An 18155-nucleotide genomic window follows, 5' to 3' on the forward strand; every position below is an offset into this window, starting at 1 on the left:
CTACAACTTACCTCATCTCTTAGATTAATTGCCGAGTTAATCTACAACTTACCTCATCTCTTAGATTAATTGCCGAGTTAATCTACAACTTACCTCATTTTTTGAAAAAATAGCATGTTTTGTACAATCTAGGTCCAAACTATTCGATACTAACTCATTAATACAAAAAAAGAAGCAATATTCCTCTACGGAATATTGCTTTCATACGATCAATTCTATTTTATTCTTCTAATTCTAATTCTTTAGCTGTTTGTTTACGGATTGTTTGTAATAATTGAGCATCTTCAATTAAAGATTCACCATATGATGGAATGATTTCTTTAATTTTAGGTTCCCATTCTTTAATATATTGAGGGAAATTCTTCTCAATAACTTCTAATGCTACTGATACAGATGTTGATGCTCCTGGTGATTCACCTAATAAAGCAATTACTGTATGGTCTTCTGAATTTACTACTTCTGTTCCGAATTGGATAAATCCTCTACCATGTTCTTCTGTATCTTTAATTACTTGTACACGTTTACCTGCAATGTGAATATCCCAATCTTCGTCTTTAGCATTAGGAACAAATCGACGTAATTCTTTCATACGGTCTTCTTTACGTTGCATTACTTGTTGAATTGAATATTTTACAAGTGATAAGTTTTTAACACCTGATGATAACATTGTAACAACATTGCTTGTATTAATAGATTTGAATAAATCTAAGTTAGATCCATTTTTCAAGAATTTAGGTCCGATTGCAGCAAAAGGTCCAAATAATAGACTTTCTTTTCCTTGAATATAACGTCTATCTAAGTGAGGAACTGTCATTGGTGGTGTGCCAGGTGGCTCTTTACCATATACTTTCGCATCGTGTTCATTAACAATTTTAGGGTTGTTACAAACTAAGAATGCACCACTAATTGGGAATCCTCCAAGATGTTTACTTTCAGGAATTTTTGTTTTTTGTAATAAAGGAATCGCATTACCACCAGCACCGATAAAGATATAATCTGCTACATGAGTTTGTGTTTCACCAGTTGCAAGATTACGTACTTTTACTTCCCATTTACTATTTTCAAGTTGTTTAAAGTCTACAACTTCGTGACGGAAATGTACTTGAGCATGGTCATGCTTTTCAATATTTTTAACTAATTTACGAGTTAATTCACCAAAGTTTACATCTGTACCTTCATTAATCTTACTTGCAGCAAGAGGTTCGTTTGAATTACGACCTTGCATCATTAAAGGCATCCACTCTTCTAAAACTTTATGGTCTTCTGTATATTTTAAACCTTCAAACATCGCTAATGATTTTAATGCATCATAACGACGTTTTAAGAAATCTACATTACGAATACCCATTACAAAACTGATGTGTGGTAATGGTCTAATAAATTCTTTAGGATTTTCGATTGCTTTACTCTTAACTAAATATGACCAGAATTGCTTAGACACTTCGAATTGTTCATTGATTTCTTTAGCTTTTTCAACATCAATAGAACCGTCTTCTTGCTCAACCGTGTAGTTAAGCTCACATAAAGCAGCATGTCCAGTACCAGCATTGTTTTTTTCATTTGAACTTTCAATAGCCGGCTGATCCAGTCTTTCAAATAATTTAATATTCCAATCTGGTTCAACATTTTTCAAAAATGAACCAAATGTCGTACTTAAAATACCAGCACCAATTAAAATAATTTCTTTTGGTTGCTTATTATCCATTTTAATCACCCTTCTCGATTAATATCCATAATATTCTTATATAAAAATAACAATCTCTTTTGAGCTTATCAATAACAAACTAAATCTTTATATAAAAACGCTTATAATACAAGAAAAAATCTGTATATCATTATATTAAAACAACTGGTATCAAATGTAAATTAGAAGATGTGAAAGCGCTAATATATTTAAATAATAAAAAGTGTAGAGTTGACCTCTACACTTTTTATTATTTATTTAACACTTGTTAACACTCAAAGTTTTCTTCTATATTTCCAATCATTTTCACTCTATTTGCGTGTCTACCACCTTCAAATTCTGCTTCTAGCCATTGTTGAACTATCATTTTAGCTAGTTCACTTCCAATAACACGAGAACCGAAAGCTAATATATTTGTATTGTTGTGCTCTCTTGATAATCTTGCAGTATAAGGCTCGCTACATACTACAGCTCTTATACCTTTTACTTTATTAGCCGCTATAGATATACCTACACCTGTTCCGCAAATTAATATACCTAAATCAACATCTTTACTTACTACTGAATCCGCAACTTTTTTACCATATTTAGGATAATCTGTTCTTTCAGTACTTTGCGGACCAAAATCTTCAACTTCATAGCCAAGCTCTTTTATATAATCAATAATTATCGGTTTCAGTTCTATGCCTACATGATCACTAGCTATACCTATTTTCACACGTAACGCCTCCAATATTTTTAGTTATTTATAAATGATTTGGGTCTTCTCTGCAATTTTCTCATCTAATTTGTCACTTATAATTGTAACATTTTTCAAGTCTATTACTTTAACACTTGAACTCATATGATACTTAGAACTATCACATAAAAAATATGCTTTTTTAGATTGATTACAAATTATTTTCTTTTTTGAAGATTCTTGAATGCTTGGAGTAGTTATTCCAAACTTCATGTCAATCCCATTTGCTCCTATAAAAGATTTATCAAATATATACTTTTTTAAATTTTCTTCTGCTAAAGGACCACTTAAAGAAGAAATATTTTTATTGTATTCTCCACCTAATAACGTTACATTTGCTGTTATATCACTACTGAAATTTAAAATATTTGTATTAGTTGTCACTATATTAATTTTTTTTGTTAATAGTTCCTCAAGCAAAAAAGTACAAGTAGATCCCGAATCAACATAAACTGTATCTTCTTCATTAATTTGTTTAACTGCCAGTTTTGCTATATATTTTTTCTCTTTTACATGCAAAGTAGATTTAGTAGATATAGGAATTTCTACTGATTTGGATTGGATTCTAATAGCCCCGCCTGACAATGACATTATTTGATTTGAAGCCTCTAATCCTTTAATATCTCTCCTCAAAGTAGACATTGAGACATCCGGAATCCGTAAATGTAATTCATCTATTTTCATTAACTCTTTTTCTTTCAAAATTTCTATTATTCTTTGTTGTCTTTCGTAAGGTACCATAATTAACCCCTTTCATATACACATGTATATGTTATCAATCTTTTATACTTCGAGGAAGAAATTTAAAATTTTTTTATTTTGAATTTATAATGTACTAGAATTATTACGTTAATTCTTCGTCTTTTTTAGTAAACACATATGCCAATATAGCACCAACTATCAATGAAATAACTAACCCTATCATCGCATTCAGAAAGTTCATTTCTTTTTCACTCACAAATGCTGGGAACGTTGTGACACTTCCAAATACAAATGCAGAAGTAACAACTTTCATTAAACCTAGATACGCTCCACCAACAGCGCCACCAATGATTTGAGCTAAGAATAATTTCTTGTTTTTAATCAATAATCCAAACAATACTGGCTCTATAATTGCTGATAGTGCAATTGTAATAAAACCTGAAGCAGCAAAGTTTTTCAGTTTTTTGTTTCTCGCTTTTAAGAATACACCTATTGTTACACCAATAACTGCAAAGTTACATGCAAATGTGTAAGGAACAATATAATCGAAACCGTATGTTGAAACATTATTAATCATTATTGGGTTAACAGCCCAGTGAATACCTAAACTAACAAGTACACTCCAGCCACCACCAATTAAAATACCTGTTAATATACTACTTCTTTCAATTAACCAATTTACTAAGTTCGCTACACCTTCACCACTATAAACACCTATTGGCCCAATCACAATAATTGTTAACGGAACCATTATTGCAAGTGAAACTAGCGGAATAACTACTAACTTCAATGTCTCTGGTACTTTCTTATCCAGGAATTTATATAAATATGAGAATGCCCAAATTGATAAAATAATTGGAACTACTGTTGCATTATAACCCATTAACACTACTGGAATATTTAAAAATGAAGTTGTTGCCCCATTACCTGTATCTCCCATTAATGAAATATAATCTGGGTTTAGTAAAGCTGCACCAATTAATGCTGAAAGAAATGGATCTGCGCCAAATCTTCTAGCAGATGTAAACGCTAACAATACAGGTAAAAAATAAAAGACACTCATAGATGCAACATTTAATATTGCATATGTACCACTGTCTTCTGAAACTAATCCTGTTTGTTCAGCTAAAATCAATAAACCTCTTAAAATACCCGAACCTGCTAAAGCTGGAAGTAGCGGAGCAAAGATTGCGGAAATAGCTGAGAAAATTTTACTTACTATTCCTTCTGAACTTTCTCCTTCAGATTGTTCATAATCTGGATTTTCTCCACCCTTAACTAAATATTCAAATTCATCATATAACTTAGGTACATCAGTCCCAATTAGTATTTGATACTGTCCCGCTTTATTCAATGTGTTTACTACACCTTTAATCTCCTTTACTTCATCATCTTGAATTAAAGAATTGTCTTTTAAAGTAAGTCTTAAACGTGTAGCGCAATGAGTCATGTTTGCAACGTTACTTGCCCCGCCAATTTTATCTAAAATCTGTTTAGATGTCTCTTTATAATCCATAATAACCTCATCCCCCTTTTATTAGATATTAGAAATCTTATTTCAAGATTTCTAATATTAAATCACTTACTTTTACAGCTTTATTTTGTTTAATTAAATTTTCAAAATATTCTAATCCTAAACGATCTATAATTTGATTAATTTTCTTAATCATCTTTATATTTCTTTCACATTCTTCAATTGGATCCTCAATAACTGGAAACGTATCAAAATAGAAGGCTTGATTATATTTATACAGTTTTGAGTAATAAATGAACTCTATCGTTTTGATTAAGTTATTTGTTCCAATCATCAGACCATCATCATTCAGCCCATATCCATCATTTAGATGAACACCATATAATTTACCTTGATTCCCTAAAATACTTGCACCATAAGCTGGATTTTCATGTTTCATTAACATATGGCAAAAATCTAATGTAATACCAACATTTTCTTTATCAATTTCTTTAATCATTGATAAAGCTACTCCAAAACTATCAATAAATGCATAGGCTCTTGGTTGAAAAGGTTTATACTCAATACTAATTTTTAAATCCGGAGCATATTCAGCAATTTCAGATATGCTATTTACAATTTGTTTCCAAACTTTTACATAATCAATTTGAAAAGAATAATCAAAACCATCAAACCCTAGCCATATCGTTACAACTTCTCCTTTTATATCTCGACAATAATCACAAGCCTCTTTACATAATTGTATAGCCTTATTTGAAATAGATTCATCTGAGTTACCTAACTCACCATTTATGAAGTCATCTCGAAACCTTAATGCAACACCATTAGCTTTTAAATTATGTTTATCTAACGTTTGTTTTATTGATTCTGCAGAATAATCTTTCACATGCTCTGGATAGTTTAAATCTACATGTGTTAATCCCATTGCATTAAATTTTTCAAAAACTTTTTCTATATCATTTTCATATTTTGGTAAAAATGAATTAATCCTCGTTGCTAGTTTCATTTGTTACACTCCTTTACTAATTTCACTAATCTTAACATGTAAAATAACCATTTACAATCATTTTTTATCATAATTTTTCATTTATATTCAAAAGTTTTCAATATCTAGAATTTTACAAAACAAAAAAAGCCATTCTTAATAGAATAGCTTTATTTTTTATAAATCGTTCAGTTCTTTTATTATATCAGCATATGATTTATCTTTGCCAAAGAGAGAAGAAGATCCTAATACAAATCCTTTCACCCCTTTTTTAGATAGTTTTTCTACTTTCTCTGGAGAAATAGCACCATCTACTAATATTTCATAATTATATTTATTTTTAAATTCTGGATTAATTAATCTATCTATTTTTTCGTCTACAAAATCTAAATACTTTTGCCCAGCAAAGCCTGGATTAACAGTCATTATCATTATATAGTCAACAATTGAAAGATAAGGTTGTATACTTTCTACTGATGTACCAGGATTTATTGCAATTCCTGCTTTTTTATCTTTATCTTTAATAGCTTGTAACGTTCTAGTTGGATGTGTATCGGCTTCAGGATGAATATAAATTACATCAACACCTATATCAGCGAATTTCTCAATATATTTATCTGGATTATCTATCATTAAATGTACATCGATAGGTTTATTTGTTGCACTTCTTATATATTCTAAATCTTGAAGCCCCATTCCAAAGTTAGGAACAAACTGCCCATCCATAATATCAATATGATATCCGGTAACATCCGCATTATCTAATGCTTTTATTTCTTCTTTTAAACCTCCAAAATCAGCAAGCATCATTGATGGTAATAATATTTTACTCATACAAAAACATCCTCTCATTTTAATTTTATAGTGAATTTTTCTTATTTCTCATTCTTATTCATAAAATCTACAATTTCAGAGTACGTGGGAATTGCTTCTTGAGTCTCAGCTTTACTAACTTTTATGGCAGAAGCTGCAGATGCAAATTTCACAGCTGAATAAATGTCTTCTGAGTCATTTAAAAACACGGTCATGGCAGCTGCAAAAACGTCACCTGCACCAACTGTATTTACTGCTTTTACTTTATAAGAAGGAACAAATATAGATTCATTGTTCATATAAAGTAGTGAACCTTGCTCTCCTAATTTTACTATTACAATATTAGCTCCTTTACTTTTAATAACTTTCGCAGCTACTTCAGCGCTTTCTTTATCTTTAACTTTTACACCTGAAATAAGTTCTGCTTCTTGCTGATTAGGTGTAACAATATGTGCAAACTCCAAAAATTCCTCATGATATCCATCAGCTGGGGCTGGATCAAGAACTATTTTAATGTTTTTTTGGTTTGCTATTTCAAGTGCTTTTTGAATAGCTTCTTTATTAGTTTCCAATTGTAATAAAAAGTATTCAGCATCTGTATTTTCAAATGCTCTTTGAATATCATCTTCTGACAAATGATTATTAGCTCCTAATGTTCCTAGCATAGTATTTTCACCATTCTCATCAAGAATAACTATGAATGTACCAGTATTTAAATCATCTTTAACTGAAATGTATTTCGTATTGACATCGTAATTTTTTAAATTCTCAACCATATTTTTACCTTGACTATCTTGACCTACAGCACCTATAAATTTAACTTGATTACCAATTTTAGATAAAGCTATAGCCTGATTAGCACCTTTACCACCAGGTTGATTATTTACAGATTGTACCCACACTGTCTCTCCATGTTTTGGATAAACATTAGTATTTACAAAAATATCTTGATTAATACTTCCCATTGTTATGATTTCTTTACCCATACTTTATGTCTCCTTGTGTGTCATCACTAATAATCACTAGTTCCCCAAATTATATTTATCTTTCTTTAGTAGTTTCTCTTTTTATAATTTCAGGTATCAACTCAGATTTGATATTTTCCCCTTTATCAATAGCGTTCATAATCATATCTCCTAATTTATTATCTAATTGATTTACTGTCGTCAGTGCTGGAGAAGTAAATTGAGATAATGAACAATTATCATAGCCAATAATTTGAATATCATCAGGAATATTAATATTAAGTTCAAAACATGCCCTTATAACACCAATGGCCATAGCATCATTAGCACAAACAATACCTTGAGTATTATTTGTTTTTCCCAATTCTTTTTTAGATAATTCATAACCACTTAAGTAAGAAAAGTCACCTTCTAAGAGCCTAACAGACTTATGAGTTGTAAATTCTTCTATTGCATCTTTATAACCATTATATCTACTGATAGAAGATTGTTCTTTCATTGAACCAGATATAAAAGTAATATTTTGACACTTACACTTTTCTACTAAATATTTTGTTGCCAGATAACTACCACTGTAATGGTCTACTGAAACTGCGTTTGGATAATTAATTAAATTCGTTCGATCAATAGTTATAACTGTTATATTATGTTTTTTAAGATATTCAATATCATCATCTGTTACTGCTAAAGAGTTGATAATAACTGTTTTTATAAAATTATCTACTATACTTTTTAAAAAGTAAGAAATGTTTTTTGAATTATCATTACTATTACATAAATAAAGTTTGTACCCATGCTCATTGGCAGATTTATCTAGTAGATTAATTAAATCTGTAAAATAAGGGTTATTTAAATTTGGAACTATAAATGCTATAAGATTAGACGATTTATTAGATAAAGATCTAGCGATATTACTAGGATGATAATTTAGTTTTTTTATTGCTTCTTTAACTCTTTTTTCTGTTTCAACATTTGCTCCAGGTCTACCGTTTATAATTCTAGAAACTGTTGCCGTTGATACATTAGCAAATTTAGCGACATCTTTAATATTCACCATTTTTTAGCCCCATTCTTTGTAACCGATTACATTAATCATAAATACTAAAAAATTATTTGTCAATTTAATTTGATTTTTCTGTTAATTTAGTTTACGATTTAATCATTCCTTTTTTGTAACCGATTACAAAGGAGGGTATAAATTGATTAAAACAATAAACGATATGTTTGAATGGTTAATAAATTTAGGTGGACCAGCGATTATGTTTATCATAATCACTTTACTTTCAATGGTTTTTGGAGTTAAATTTTCAAAATCTCTTGAAAGTGGTATTAGAATGGCAATTGCTTTAACGGGGATGACAGCAGCAATTTCATTACTAACTAATGCTTTAGGTCCAGCTTTAAAAGATTTTGTAAAAATGTCAGGAGTAGATTTAAGTGTAACCGACTTAGGTTGGGCTCCTTTAGCAGTTATTACTTGGGGATCTATTTACACGTTATATTTTGCTTTTATATGTACAATAACCAACTTAGTATTATTACTTTTCAATAAGACTAAAACTTTAAATGTGGATTTATTTAATATTTGGAATATCTCGGTTTTAGGCTTATTAATCGAGTATTATGCTCATAATATGGTTGTCACTTCAATCTTTGTTATAGGTATTTATATTTTAATACTTAAAAATTCCGATGCTTTAAAACCATCCATAAATCACGTCCTTGAATATGATGAGAAAAATGTAACGACAACCGCTCACCCATCATTATTAATTGCACCTTTCGTTCTTATAGTCGATAAATTCATTACAAAATTCTTACCCTTCATAGATAAGTTCGATTTTAATGCTGAAACCTTGAATAGAAAAATTGGATTCTGGGGTAGTAAGTTTGCTATTGGTGTCTATTTAGGAGTGTTTATAGGTATATTAGGACAACAGCCTTTGAAAGAAGTATTAGTCCTAGGATTTACAACAGGTGTAGTATTAGAATTATTTGCTTATATCGGTGGCTGGTTTGGCAGTGCAATTGAACCCTTATCAAATCGTATAAGTGATTTGATGAGTTCAAGGCTTAGAGGAAGAAAACTTTATGTTGGCATTGACTGGCCGATACTTGCTTCAAGTGCTGAATTATGGGCAGTAATAAACCTATTAGCACCTATTCTTTTAGTTATCGCAATGATATTACCAGGAAATAATGTTCTACCTCTTGGCGGAATTTTACTTACTATTCTTGCTCCAGCACTTTTATTAATAACACGAGGAAGAGTTATTAGAATGACCCTAATAGGAACAATATTAATACCTTTATTCCTATGGGCAGCTACGATGATCTCTGAATTTTTAACAAACACTTCAAAATCTATGGGTGAATTCCCTTCTGGATTATCTAAGGGGCAAATGTTTTCATCAGTTGACTCTGATCCAATAGAAAAAATGTTAGCAATTTTAATTGGTAACGCATGGGATACTTTAGATATTAAATTAATTCTTATATCTATTGTTGCTATTATTGCTTATATCTCTATTTTCGCTTGGTACTTCAAAGCTATGAAAGTAAAAGACCAAGACATAAAATCTTAATTTAAATTGGTATGGCAATTCATTATAGATAGAATCAAACGATTAATTCTTGATGAAACCTAATCATACAAACCTTGAATAAGCGCTAATATATTTACCTCCCAATTTTTTTGAGCATTCTAATTGTATTTTTAGCCGTGTAATAATACACTAAAGATAATTAGGAACTGTCTCTCTAGTTTTAAATTTTGGATTTTAATATTTAGTAATCAAGGAGGTTTTTCAAATGACTGTTGAAGGTAAAAATCTTATCAAAGTGAACCGACAAAATGAGCATAGATCCTCAGAAATTTCAGTAATGATTGAAGAAGGTGGATTAGGCGCCGATAGTTACTATCAAATTGTTAAACCAAATGCTAGTCACAAAGAGACTGAAGAAAATATTTTTCAATTTGAAGAAGAAGTTAGTCAAAAAAATGATACTGATTTAATCGATTTACTCATTGTAAATGCACAAGAACATACTGCAGAAAATTATAAAGAAGCGTTGAATATCATTAAAGCTGAATTACTCAAACGTATGGGTTAATTCAATATTTAGGATTACTAGAATAGCAGTGTTAAGGACATAATTTCGAGTAATGTCCGTATGAGGTAGCGTTAGGGACATAATTCTGAGTAATGTCCGTATGAGGTGCTGTCGCTAAGGAGCATTATCCAGAATTATGCTAGTTAGAACTTTTTAAGGAGCATTATCCAGAATTTTGCTAGTTAGAGCTTTCTAAGGAGCATTATTCGGAATTATGCTAGTTAGAGATTTCTAAGGAGCATTATTCAGAATTTTGCTAGTTAGAGCTTTTTAAGGTGCACTATTCAGAATTGTGCCAGTTAGAGCTTTTTAAGGTGCAATATTCGGAATTTTGCTAGTTAGAGCTTTTTAAGATGCATTATCCAGAATTATGCTAGTTAGAACTTGCTAAGGTGCTCCACATATTGGCCAGATAGTAAAAGTATAATGAAGCAGAGGCTGGGACAAATTAATTGTCACAGCCTCTGTTTCATTTTTTTCAAAATACTTATTTATGTCCCCTCTCAGTTTTATCCTTTTTATGTATATATTTGTCAAATTATGGTATAATTCTACCGATTCAAATATATACATTTATTACAAGGAGCCAATAAACAATGCATGGTCAAGAAAAAAAGATAAATAGCCATCCAATAAGGTATTTATATGGCTTAGATGGATTGAGAGCTTTAGCTGTTATTTCAATTATTATTTATCACCTTAATCCTAAATGGTTATCGGGTGGTTTTTTAGGTGTTGATACGTTCTTTATCATTTCTGGCTATTTAATAACAAGCATACTCTTACATGAATATAATCATACAGGCTCAATTGATTTGATTCAATTTTGGAAGAAAAGAATTAAAAGATTACTCCCGGCAGTCTTATTTTTAATAAGTGTTGTCTTAATATATACATTGATTTTCGAACCTAATATCATTAAGAATGTTAAACAAGATGCTCTTGCAGCATTATTTTATGTTTCAAACTGGTGGTATATTTTTCATGATGTTAGTTACTTTGATAGCTTTAAAATTATGCCACTGAAACATTTGTGGAGTCTAGCCATTGAAGAACAATTCTATATTGTATGGCCACTGTTACTCTTACTCTTAATTCGTATTAAGAAACTGAAAAAACATTTTTTACTGATTATTTTTATTTGTTCTCTCATTTCTGTTTTAGCAATGATTTTTATCGCACATCCTAATGCTGATAATTCGAGAGTTTATTTTGGTACGGATACTAGATTGCAAACTTTATTGTTAGGTGTTCTGCTAGCATACATATGGCCACCGTTTAGATTAAAAGATAAAATCAAATTACCACTTAAGATAACAATTGAATCTTTTGGCCTCGTTTCAATAGGATTACTCATTATATTTATTATGACTGTTTCCTCAAATGATAATTGGTTTTATTTTGGTGGTATTTATTTCATTTCATTGTGTACACTTCCTGCAATAGCTAGTGCTGTTCATCCTAGCACGCTATTATCAAAAATATTGGGTAATAGAATATTTTTATGGATTGGTCAAAGATCATACAGTTTGTATTTATGGCATTATCCAGTTATAACATTTACTAATAGACACTTTGTTCAAGGACATATACCATTTTATATAATTATTGTAGAAATCATTTTAACTTTGATATTAGCGGAATGTTCATACCGTTATGTTGAAGTGCCTTTTAGAAAAGAAGGATTAAAATATTTCATACCTAATAAATATGCGTTAAAGAAAATGATTTTAAGAAGTTGCACTGCCCTAATATTGATAAGCTGCTCAATTATTACTTTATTCGGGCACTATGACTATTTACAACACGAAAATAAAAAAGAAGTAAAGACTGCTTATACTGTAACAGGTAACGACACCTCACATAAAAGTGTCATTTTACCTGTACCTAAAATAGATATAAACAAACCACATATCACTAATAAAAATATCCATAAAGATCCACCTTTATTTATTGGAGATTCAGTAATGGTTGATATAGGAGAAGAACTTCATAAAGATTATCCAGATTCTATAATAGATGGTAAGGTGGGGCGTAATTTATATGATGCCATTCCACTCGTTCAAGATAAGTACAGTGATTTTAAACAAAAAAACCAACAAGTAGTACTTGAACTCGGTACAAACGGTGACTTTTCATATGAAGATTTAAATAATTTAATTAGTCTGTTCGGAGATTCTAAAGTGTACGTAGTAAATACAAATGTCCCTCGTGATTGGAAAAAAAGCGTAAATGAAAAATTATCAAAAGTTGCCAATACACATAAAAACGTACAATTAATAGATTGGAACTGTAGAGCAGAAGGTAACACAGACTACTTTGCATATGACGGTATTCACCTAGAACGTAAAGGCGTACAAGCACTCGTTTCTGAAATAAACAAACATTTAAAATGATGATATTGTAGGCTAACAAGCTTGTCTTATGAGTCTTAATTATTACACAAAACTCCCTGAAGTTAGATTATATAATCCAACTTCAGGGAGTTTTTATTTTTCTGGTGTGAATACTTCCGCTTCACTATTTTCTGGGTAATAAAATCCTGAAGGTACAGTTTGTAATTCTATTAAACTTCCCCACGGCGCTTGCACATAGACAGTCTTATTTCCTTCTGTATCTTCATATCTTGTATTATCATGTGGCTCTGATAATGCTACACCACCTGCTTTTTGTATACGTTCAAAAGCTTTATCAAATTCATCTACATAAAATGACAAATGTGTATAACCTACATCTTGTAACAAAACAGGTTCTTTTTGTTTAGCATCTTTGAATTCGAACATTTCTATATTAGGACCATTGCCAAATACCATCATTCTCTTTTTAATTATTTTAGCCCCATCTTCAAGTCCTAATACATTTTCAACAAACTCTCCGGCTCTTGGAGTATCAATTTCTGTTTGACTATCATAAGCTATTTTTCCATCAAGTGCTTCTTTGAAAAATTTAGTTGCTTCATCGATACTAGGAACCGTTAATCCTATATGATTAATTCCTCTTGTAATACTCAATGAAATCTCTCCTGTCTCATTTTGACTATTAAAAACGAGTGTCATTATGGCTATTTTGTTTCTCTTTCTTTCGTCTTGATCTCACTGTTTCTTCTATAATTGAACCTACTATAAGGCCGACTGATATAATTATTTTACCTATTAAAAGAATCATGGAAATCACCCTTTAATTAGACTAATAACGCTTGTGCGATTAATCGATACGATTGAATTCTGTCTTCATAAGAAATTGTATTCGTACTAATCATAATCTCGTCACAACCATATTGATTTTGGAGTGATTGAAGTTCTGATTTAATCTTTTTAGCATTTCCTATAATCATATTGTTCTTCATTTCATCTAGCATGCTTATTTCTCTTTCAGAAAGTTCTTCATACTCGACTACTTTATGATTTTTATCATCACTTTGAACTGCTGGAATTAAACTTTTTACTGCGAGCTCTTCCGCTTCTTGTGTTGTTTCTGCGCATATAACAGATACTGTGACAATCACTTCAGACTTTTTACCAGACACGCTCTCCTTAAAATGGTCACGATAACTTTGAACGATTTCTGTTCCATCTTGATCGCTCATGAATTTTCCAAACACATATGGCAATCCATATTTAGCTGCTAACAATGCACTTTTCTCACTCGTACCTAATAACCAAGGAACAGGCGCAACATCTGGTTTAGGCAACACGGCTACTTTGCTGTACTCATGTTCTTCTGGAAAATTATCTTCTAAAAACATAAGCAATTCATCTAACAATTCAGGTAATGCCCAAACTTGCTTTAAATATTGAGTAGATAACGCATTTGTCGCTTCTGCTGAACCACCTGGTGCCCTACCTATACCTAAGTCTATACGATTTGGAAACAATGTAGATAAAGTATTAAATAATTCCGCCACTTTATAAGGTCGGTAATGCGGTAATAATATAGCGCCAGCGCCTATTCTAATCTTTTTCGTATGCGCACCGATGTATGCCAATAACACTTCTGGTGCAGAGCTTGCGAGGTTTGATAACCCGTGATGTTCAGTCAACCAATACCTTGAATAACCTAATGATTCTCCTAATTTAGCTAATTCTACTGATCCATTTAAGGCATCTTGAGCAGTTTCATTTGGAGAGATTGGCGCTTGATCAAGTATACTCAATTTCATATTTATCATTCCTTTGTTTCTTCTGGTATTTCAACAAGAATGAGTCTATATTGCGCAACTTGATCTGACTCATATAAATTCGTTAAAGATGTAGCATAATTGAATATCTTAGCTTTAAAACGCTTATTTTTTTCAGGAATATTTATATCGAACTCTTCCCTATATAATAAAACGGCAATGTCGTGATACGCTTCACTTGTTACATCAAATTCAATTGATATCTTGTATAATCCTTGATCCACTTCATCTTCAAAATGAGTTAATTGAACACGCGTGTCATCTATATAAATTTCTTTAATCAAATTATCCCACCTTAGTAATCATTTCTTATAGATAATTATAATATTTATGTACTTATATTACTTGTTATTTGTTTATGAAAGATTTCAATTTTCCACCTAATTTAGTACAAAAAACTATACTTAAGATTAAAGAAATAATACTAATACTAACGATTATTTTAAAATAAGGAGGAAAGTATTTTAATACGATGTGATGTTCATTACTTTTCACATCTATTCCTGTCATTACATAATTCACTCTCTCTACTTTTCTCTTCACTCCATCTACTTCAGCTGTTAGACCTTTCTTGTAGGGAATATTAACGATTGCTTTACCTGATTTGTGTTCTTTCAATCGAATTTGTATATCATTTTTTGTTTCATTATATGTGTATTGATTTTTTGGGTATTGTTTAATGCCTGACTTTAAGTATTCATAATCCTCTTTATGTAATTCTTGCAACTTAAATTTATAAACACCAGGTGTAACTCGAACGATAATATCGCCATTTTTATCAGGTTTTGTATTATATAACAAATTATTTTCATGAGTACGATATTTTGATGATTCAAATAATCTTAAATTTTGATAATCATTAACAAAAACTTTAAAATTTGATTCTACAGATTTACGATTTATATACATAGATAAATAGTAATTTTCATTTGATTTAATATCATTGTTAAGATGAATTTTAATTTCGTTATGAGGCATAAACTCATATTTACCATTCTTTTTAGCGATATTTTTATATGTTATCTCAGCATGATTTAACATATTTTTCGATTCATTAATTTTTTCAGTTCCTTTATCAGTAATTGCGCCATCTATCATAGCGTGTTCTCTATCAATAGGCGTATTCAATTTTTCATCATCATAATATTTATGAGTAACTTTAACTGCAGGTAATTGCATTTTATTTTCATATATGTCGTACTTTCCATCTGCTTTAATTTTTTCGAAGTTAGTCGGATGTCCTTGATCGTATGATTTTTTCATAAAATATTTTGTAGAAAATAAACTATAAATATTTGAACGGTCTTGAAACAATGTATATCTACTAACTGATTCGTGAGGTAAATTAACTTTCATCTTCCTATAATAAAAATCTACCCACTGTTTATCAAAGATACTTGAGTAAATGCTCATCCCTTTATAGCCTTGATATAAAGGTGAGTTATCTTGACTCAGTACTCTCCAACCTATTCTTTCCTCATCTTTTTTATTACGATTCATTTCATTAATATAATATTTTTGTAAGCCACTATCGTATACGCTGGAATTCAAATAATATAATGAAGCCCTTTTACGATGATCATCATGATAAATTTGTTTGTCAGTATTAACATACGCTACTAAAATTGACAAAATGCCGATACTTATAATTAAAGCGATATATAATCCATTTCTCAATTTTTCTTTATTGGTAATTAAAATGAGATAACCGATACCAGAAATTATGGGAAACATTAATAGCCAAACTGTAAAATAATTTGCTACCATCCAGCCTATTATTAAAATAACCAACGTAGGTATTAAAGAGATGATATATGTTTTTATCTTAATTTCTTTGAAATATTGAACATATTGCACAATTAATCCACTTGAAAAGAACGCCAATAAATAATGCCATCTTTTCTGTGGTGCTGAAAATCCATTGAAAAAGATATCTGGCAAGCTTGTAACAGATAATAACATCAAAGTAATCGTCACAATACTAAACATCTTATAAAAACGATATTTATATAATGAGATAGTGAATATTGCTTGGATTGCCACAAACAAAATTACAATTAAATAATTGTCATAAAAGATATTTGCATGAACATTAAAGGGGTTAAATAAACCTACATCAACGTTATATTTTGGTCGTTCATTATTTATAAAGCTTCTAGCTGAATAGAAAAATGCAAATAAGCTAATACCAAATCCAAGAATAGTAGAACAAATAAACTTCATGTAGTCTTTTTTACTAATCTTTAAATCATCTTTCTGTTTATAAAAAATCCTAATAACAAAATAAAATATACCAGTTATAGCTTGGTAATAACCAAAATAAAAATTATTAATTAATGAAAGTGCTACAATCAAAATAATCGGCCAATATTGTTTTTTTCTAAAAAATAATTCAATAGCTATTAATAAAATAGGTAACCAAATAAAGACATCACTAAAAAAAGACCAGTGTGTCGTAAAACGATAGTAAAGTGATGAAGACGCAAAGAGCAATCCACCGAGTACACTAGTTAAATGCCCCATTTTAATGATTCTAAAGTACAAATACGTAAATCCTATAATAAGCATGCTCTTAAACACAGAAATATAAATTGCATTTTCTGCCCAAAATTTAATATCTCCTGTATTGAGTGGATGGATAATATTAATAAGTGATACACCTATAATGTTTAACATAAATATTACTGAAGTTGAGTAATAATAAGCTAAATCTGAATAAAAGTCTCCACCTAAACCAAAATCAGTTGAATAAAAGAAATTTCCAGAGGTATATTGTTCAAAAATGTACATTTGAAATGGCAACATCTGAGATATACCATCATTTGGTCCTGTAAAAATAATTTCATTTTTATAAAATTGATAGATTGGATACCCGTTTACAATTAATGCTAAAAGCAACAATATCCCAAATCCAATTATCACTTTCGCAATTTTTTTGTTAATTATATCTCTCATTATATTCTCCTATAAATAGAGCCCTTTCTTAAATTCAAGAAAGGGCATTAATGTTATTGTTTTCGTCTAAAAGCAAATAATCCAATACCTATCACTAATAATAAAATACCAATGAAAGTTGATATTACTGGATGAGATTTAATTGCTTCACCCGTATTTGGTAAAAAGTTATTTTTATCATTATTCTGTGTTTGACTATTTGAATGTTTGTCTTTATCTGTACTGCTAGAATCATCATTTGGTTTTAATTGATTCCCTTCTGCAGGACTACTTGGTTCTTTAGCACTTGGATCAGTATTTGGTTTTTCTATACTTGAATTTGTACTTGGTTCCTCTGTACTTGGTTCTTCCGTACTTGGCTCTTCCGTACTTGGCTCTTCCGTACTTGGCTCTTCTGTACTTGGTTCTTCAGTGCTTGGTTCTTCTGTACTTGGCTCTTCCGTGCTTGGTTCTTCCGTACTTGGTTCCTCGGTACTTGGCTCTTCTGTACTTGGCTCTTCCGTGCTTGGTTCTTCCGTGCTTTGTTCTTCTGTGCTTGGTTCTTCGG

17 protein-coding genes are annotated in these 18155 nt (G+C 30.4%); 3 read left to right on the plus strand and 14 right to left on the minus strand.

The annotated features are described in order from the left end of the window. Nucleotides 1-220 precede the first annotated feature (220 nt). From mqo to LQ609_RS12140, 8 genes are all read right to left on the minus strand, one after another. Nucleotides 221-1705 (minus strand): malate dehydrogenase (quinone), encoded by a 1485-nt coding sequence (gene mqo / locus LQ609_RS12105; RefSeq protein ID WP_078357428.1) that lies wholly within the window; start codon nt 1703-1705, stop codon nt 221-223. A 247-nt stretch (nt 1706-1952) separates the two neighbouring features. Then, nucleotides 1953-2402 carry a ribose 5-phosphate isomerase B gene (rpiB, locus tag LQ609_RS12110; RefSeq protein WP_203154123.1) on the minus strand — a complete coding sequence of 150 codons (450 nt, stop codon included), beginning with the start codon at nt 2400-2402 and terminating at the stop codon, nt 1953-1955. Nucleotides 2403-2426: 24 nt separating this feature from the next. Further along, nucleotides 2427-3164, minus strand: a complete 738-nt coding sequence (locus LQ609_RS12115; RefSeq protein WP_203154124.1) for a DeoR/GlpR family DNA-binding transcription regulator — start codon at nt 3162-3164, stop codon at nt 2427-2429. 103 nt (nt 3165-3267) lie between these two features. Then, complete coding sequence (locus tag LQ609_RS12120) at nt 3268-4641, minus strand: PTS transporter subunit EIIC (protein WP_203154126.1); 1374 nt, start codon at nt 4639-4641, stop codon at nt 3268-3270. Nucleotides 4642-4678: 37 nt separating this feature from the next. Continuing rightward, nucleotides 4679-5605: a sugar phosphate isomerase/epimerase family protein gene (locus LQ609_RS12125; RefSeq protein ID WP_239734807.1), complete on the minus strand. Its 927-nt coding sequence runs from the start codon at nt 5603-5605 to the stop codon at nt 4679-4681. A gap of 156 nt (nt 5606-5761) precedes the next feature. Then, nucleotides 5762-6418 (minus strand): ribulose-phosphate 3-epimerase, encoded by a 657-nt coding sequence (locus LQ609_RS12130; RefSeq protein WP_203154130.1) that lies wholly within the window; start codon nt 6416-6418, stop codon nt 5762-5764. A gap of 41 nt (nt 6419-6459) precedes the next feature. Continuing rightward, nucleotides 6460-7383, minus strand: coding sequence for a ribokinase (gene rbsK / locus LQ609_RS12135; RefSeq protein WP_239734808.1), 924 nt, complete (start codon nt 7381-7383; stop codon nt 6460-6462). A gap of 55 nt (nt 7384-7438) precedes the next feature. Continuing rightward, complete coding sequence (locus tag LQ609_RS12140) at nt 7439-8419, minus strand: LacI family DNA-binding transcriptional regulator (protein WP_239734809.1); 981 nt, start codon at nt 8417-8419, stop codon at nt 7439-7441. 163 nt (nt 8420-8582) lie between these two features. Here LQ609_RS12140 and LQ609_RS12145 point away from each other — a divergent pair, with 163 nt between their 5' ends. The 3 genes from LQ609_RS12145 to LQ609_RS12155 all read left to right on the plus strand — a co-directional run bounded on the left by LQ609_RS12145 (nt 8583) and on the right by LQ609_RS12155 (nt 12872). Then, on the plus strand, nt 8583-9947 hold the full coding sequence (locus LQ609_RS12145) for a PTS transporter subunit IIC (RefSeq protein ID WP_275584164.1): 1365 nt from the start codon (nt 8583-8585) through the stop codon (nt 9945-9947). Between the two features lie 226 nt (nt 9948-10173). Next, nucleotides 10174-10476 (plus strand): hypothetical protein, encoded by a 303-nt coding sequence (locus tag LQ609_RS12150; RefSeq protein ID WP_078357429.1) that lies wholly within the window; start codon nt 10174-10176, stop codon nt 10474-10476. 596 nt (nt 10477-11072) lie between these two features. Then, nucleotides 11073-12872, plus strand: coding sequence for an acyltransferase family protein (locus tag LQ609_RS12155; RefSeq protein WP_239734810.1), 1800 nt, complete (start codon nt 11073-11075; stop codon nt 12870-12872). Nucleotides 12873-12965: 93 nt separating this feature from the next. Here LQ609_RS12155 and LQ609_RS12160 read toward each other — a convergent pair whose 3' ends face one another. From LQ609_RS12160 to LQ609_RS12180, 6 genes are all read right to left on the minus strand, one after another. After that, nucleotides 12966-13487 carry a VOC family protein gene (locus LQ609_RS12160; protein ID WP_239734811.1) on the minus strand — a complete coding sequence of 174 codons (522 nt, stop codon included), beginning with the start codon at nt 13485-13487 and terminating at the stop codon, nt 12966-12968. A gap of 28 nt (nt 13488-13515) precedes the next feature. After that, complete coding sequence (locus LQ609_RS12710; RefSeq protein ID WP_275584163.1) at nt 13516-13641, minus strand: hypothetical protein; 126 nt, start codon at nt 13639-13641, stop codon at nt 13516-13518. A 16-nt stretch (nt 13642-13657) separates the two neighbouring features. Beyond that, nucleotides 13658-14635, minus strand: coding sequence for an LLM class flavin-dependent oxidoreductase (locus LQ609_RS12165; RefSeq protein WP_078357523.1), 978 nt, complete (start codon nt 14633-14635; stop codon nt 13658-13660). A 5-nt stretch (nt 14636-14640) separates the two neighbouring features. Next, a complete protein-coding gene (locus LQ609_RS12170) occupies nt 14641-14937 on the minus strand; it encodes a DUF3219 family protein (protein WP_078357432.1) in 297 nt (98 codons plus the stop codon). Between the two features lie 64 nt (nt 14938-15001). Beyond that, the gene (locus LQ609_RS12175; protein WP_239734812.1) at nt 15002-17608 is read right to left on the minus strand and encodes a YfhO family protein; all 2607 of its coding nucleotides are present in this window, start codon (nt 17606-17608) and stop codon (nt 15002-15004) included. Between the two features lie 53 nt (nt 17609-17661). Continuing rightward, on the minus strand, nt 17662-18155 hold a 494-nt coding region (locus LQ609_RS12180; RefSeq protein WP_239734813.1), incomplete at its 5' end, for an LPXTG cell wall anchor domain-containing protein.

It is taken from the genome of Mammaliicoccus sp. G-M28 (assembly GCF_022386595.1).
GTDB classification, from domain to species: Bacteria; Bacillota; Bacilli; order Staphylococcales; family Staphylococcaceae; genus Mammaliicoccus; species Mammaliicoccus fleurettii.

Bases quoted from the DNA above. Each gene is read 5' to 3' on its own strand.
- LQ609_RS12155 (WP_239734810.1), top strand. From the start codon at position 11,073: ATGCATGGTCAAGAAAAAAAGATAAATAGCCATCCAATAAGGTATTTA.
- LQ609_RS12125 (WP_239734807.1), bottom strand. From the start codon at position 5,605: ATGAAACTAGCAACGAGGATTAATTCATTTTTACCAAAATATGAAAAT.
- mqo (WP_078357428.1), bottom strand. From the start codon at position 1,705: ATGGATAATAAGCAACCAAAAGAAATTATTTTAATTGGTGCTGGTATT.
- LQ609_RS12115 (WP_203154124.1), bottom strand. From the start codon at position 3,164: ATGGTACCTTACGAAAGACAACAAAGAATAATAGAAATTTTGAAAGAA.
- LQ609_RS12140 (WP_239734809.1), bottom strand. From the start codon at position 8,419: ATGGTGAATATTAAAGATGTCGCTAAATTTGCTAATGTATCAACGGCA.
- LQ609_RS12165 (WP_078357523.1), bottom strand. From the start codon at position 14,635: ATGAAATTGAGTATACTTGATCAAGCGCCAATCTCTCCAAATGAAACT.
- LQ609_RS12150 (WP_078357429.1), top strand. From the start codon at position 10,174: ATGACTGTTGAAGGTAAAAATCTTATCAAAGTGAACCGACAAAATGAG.
- LQ609_RS12710 (WP_275584163.1), bottom strand. From the start codon at position 13,641: ATGATTCTTTTAATAGGTAAAATAATTATATCAGTCGGCCTTATAGTA.
- LQ609_RS12175 (WP_239734812.1), bottom strand. From the start codon at position 17,608: ATGAGAGATATAATTAACAAAAAAATTGCGAAAGTGATAATTGGATTT.
- LQ609_RS12130 (WP_203154130.1), bottom strand. From the start codon at position 6,418: ATGAGTAAAATATTATTACCATCAATGATGCTTGCTGATTTTGGAGGT.
- LQ609_RS12145 (WP_275584164.1), top strand. From the start codon at position 8,583: ATGTTTGAATGGTTAATAAATTTAGGTGGACCAGCGATTATGTTTATC.
- rbsK (WP_239734808.1), bottom strand. From the start codon at position 7,383: ATGGGTAAAGAAATCATAACAATGGGAAGTATTAATCAAGATATTTTT.
- LQ609_RS12120 (WP_203154126.1), bottom strand. From the start codon at position 4,641: ATGGATTATAAAGAGACATCTAAACAGATTTTAGATAAAATTGGCGGG.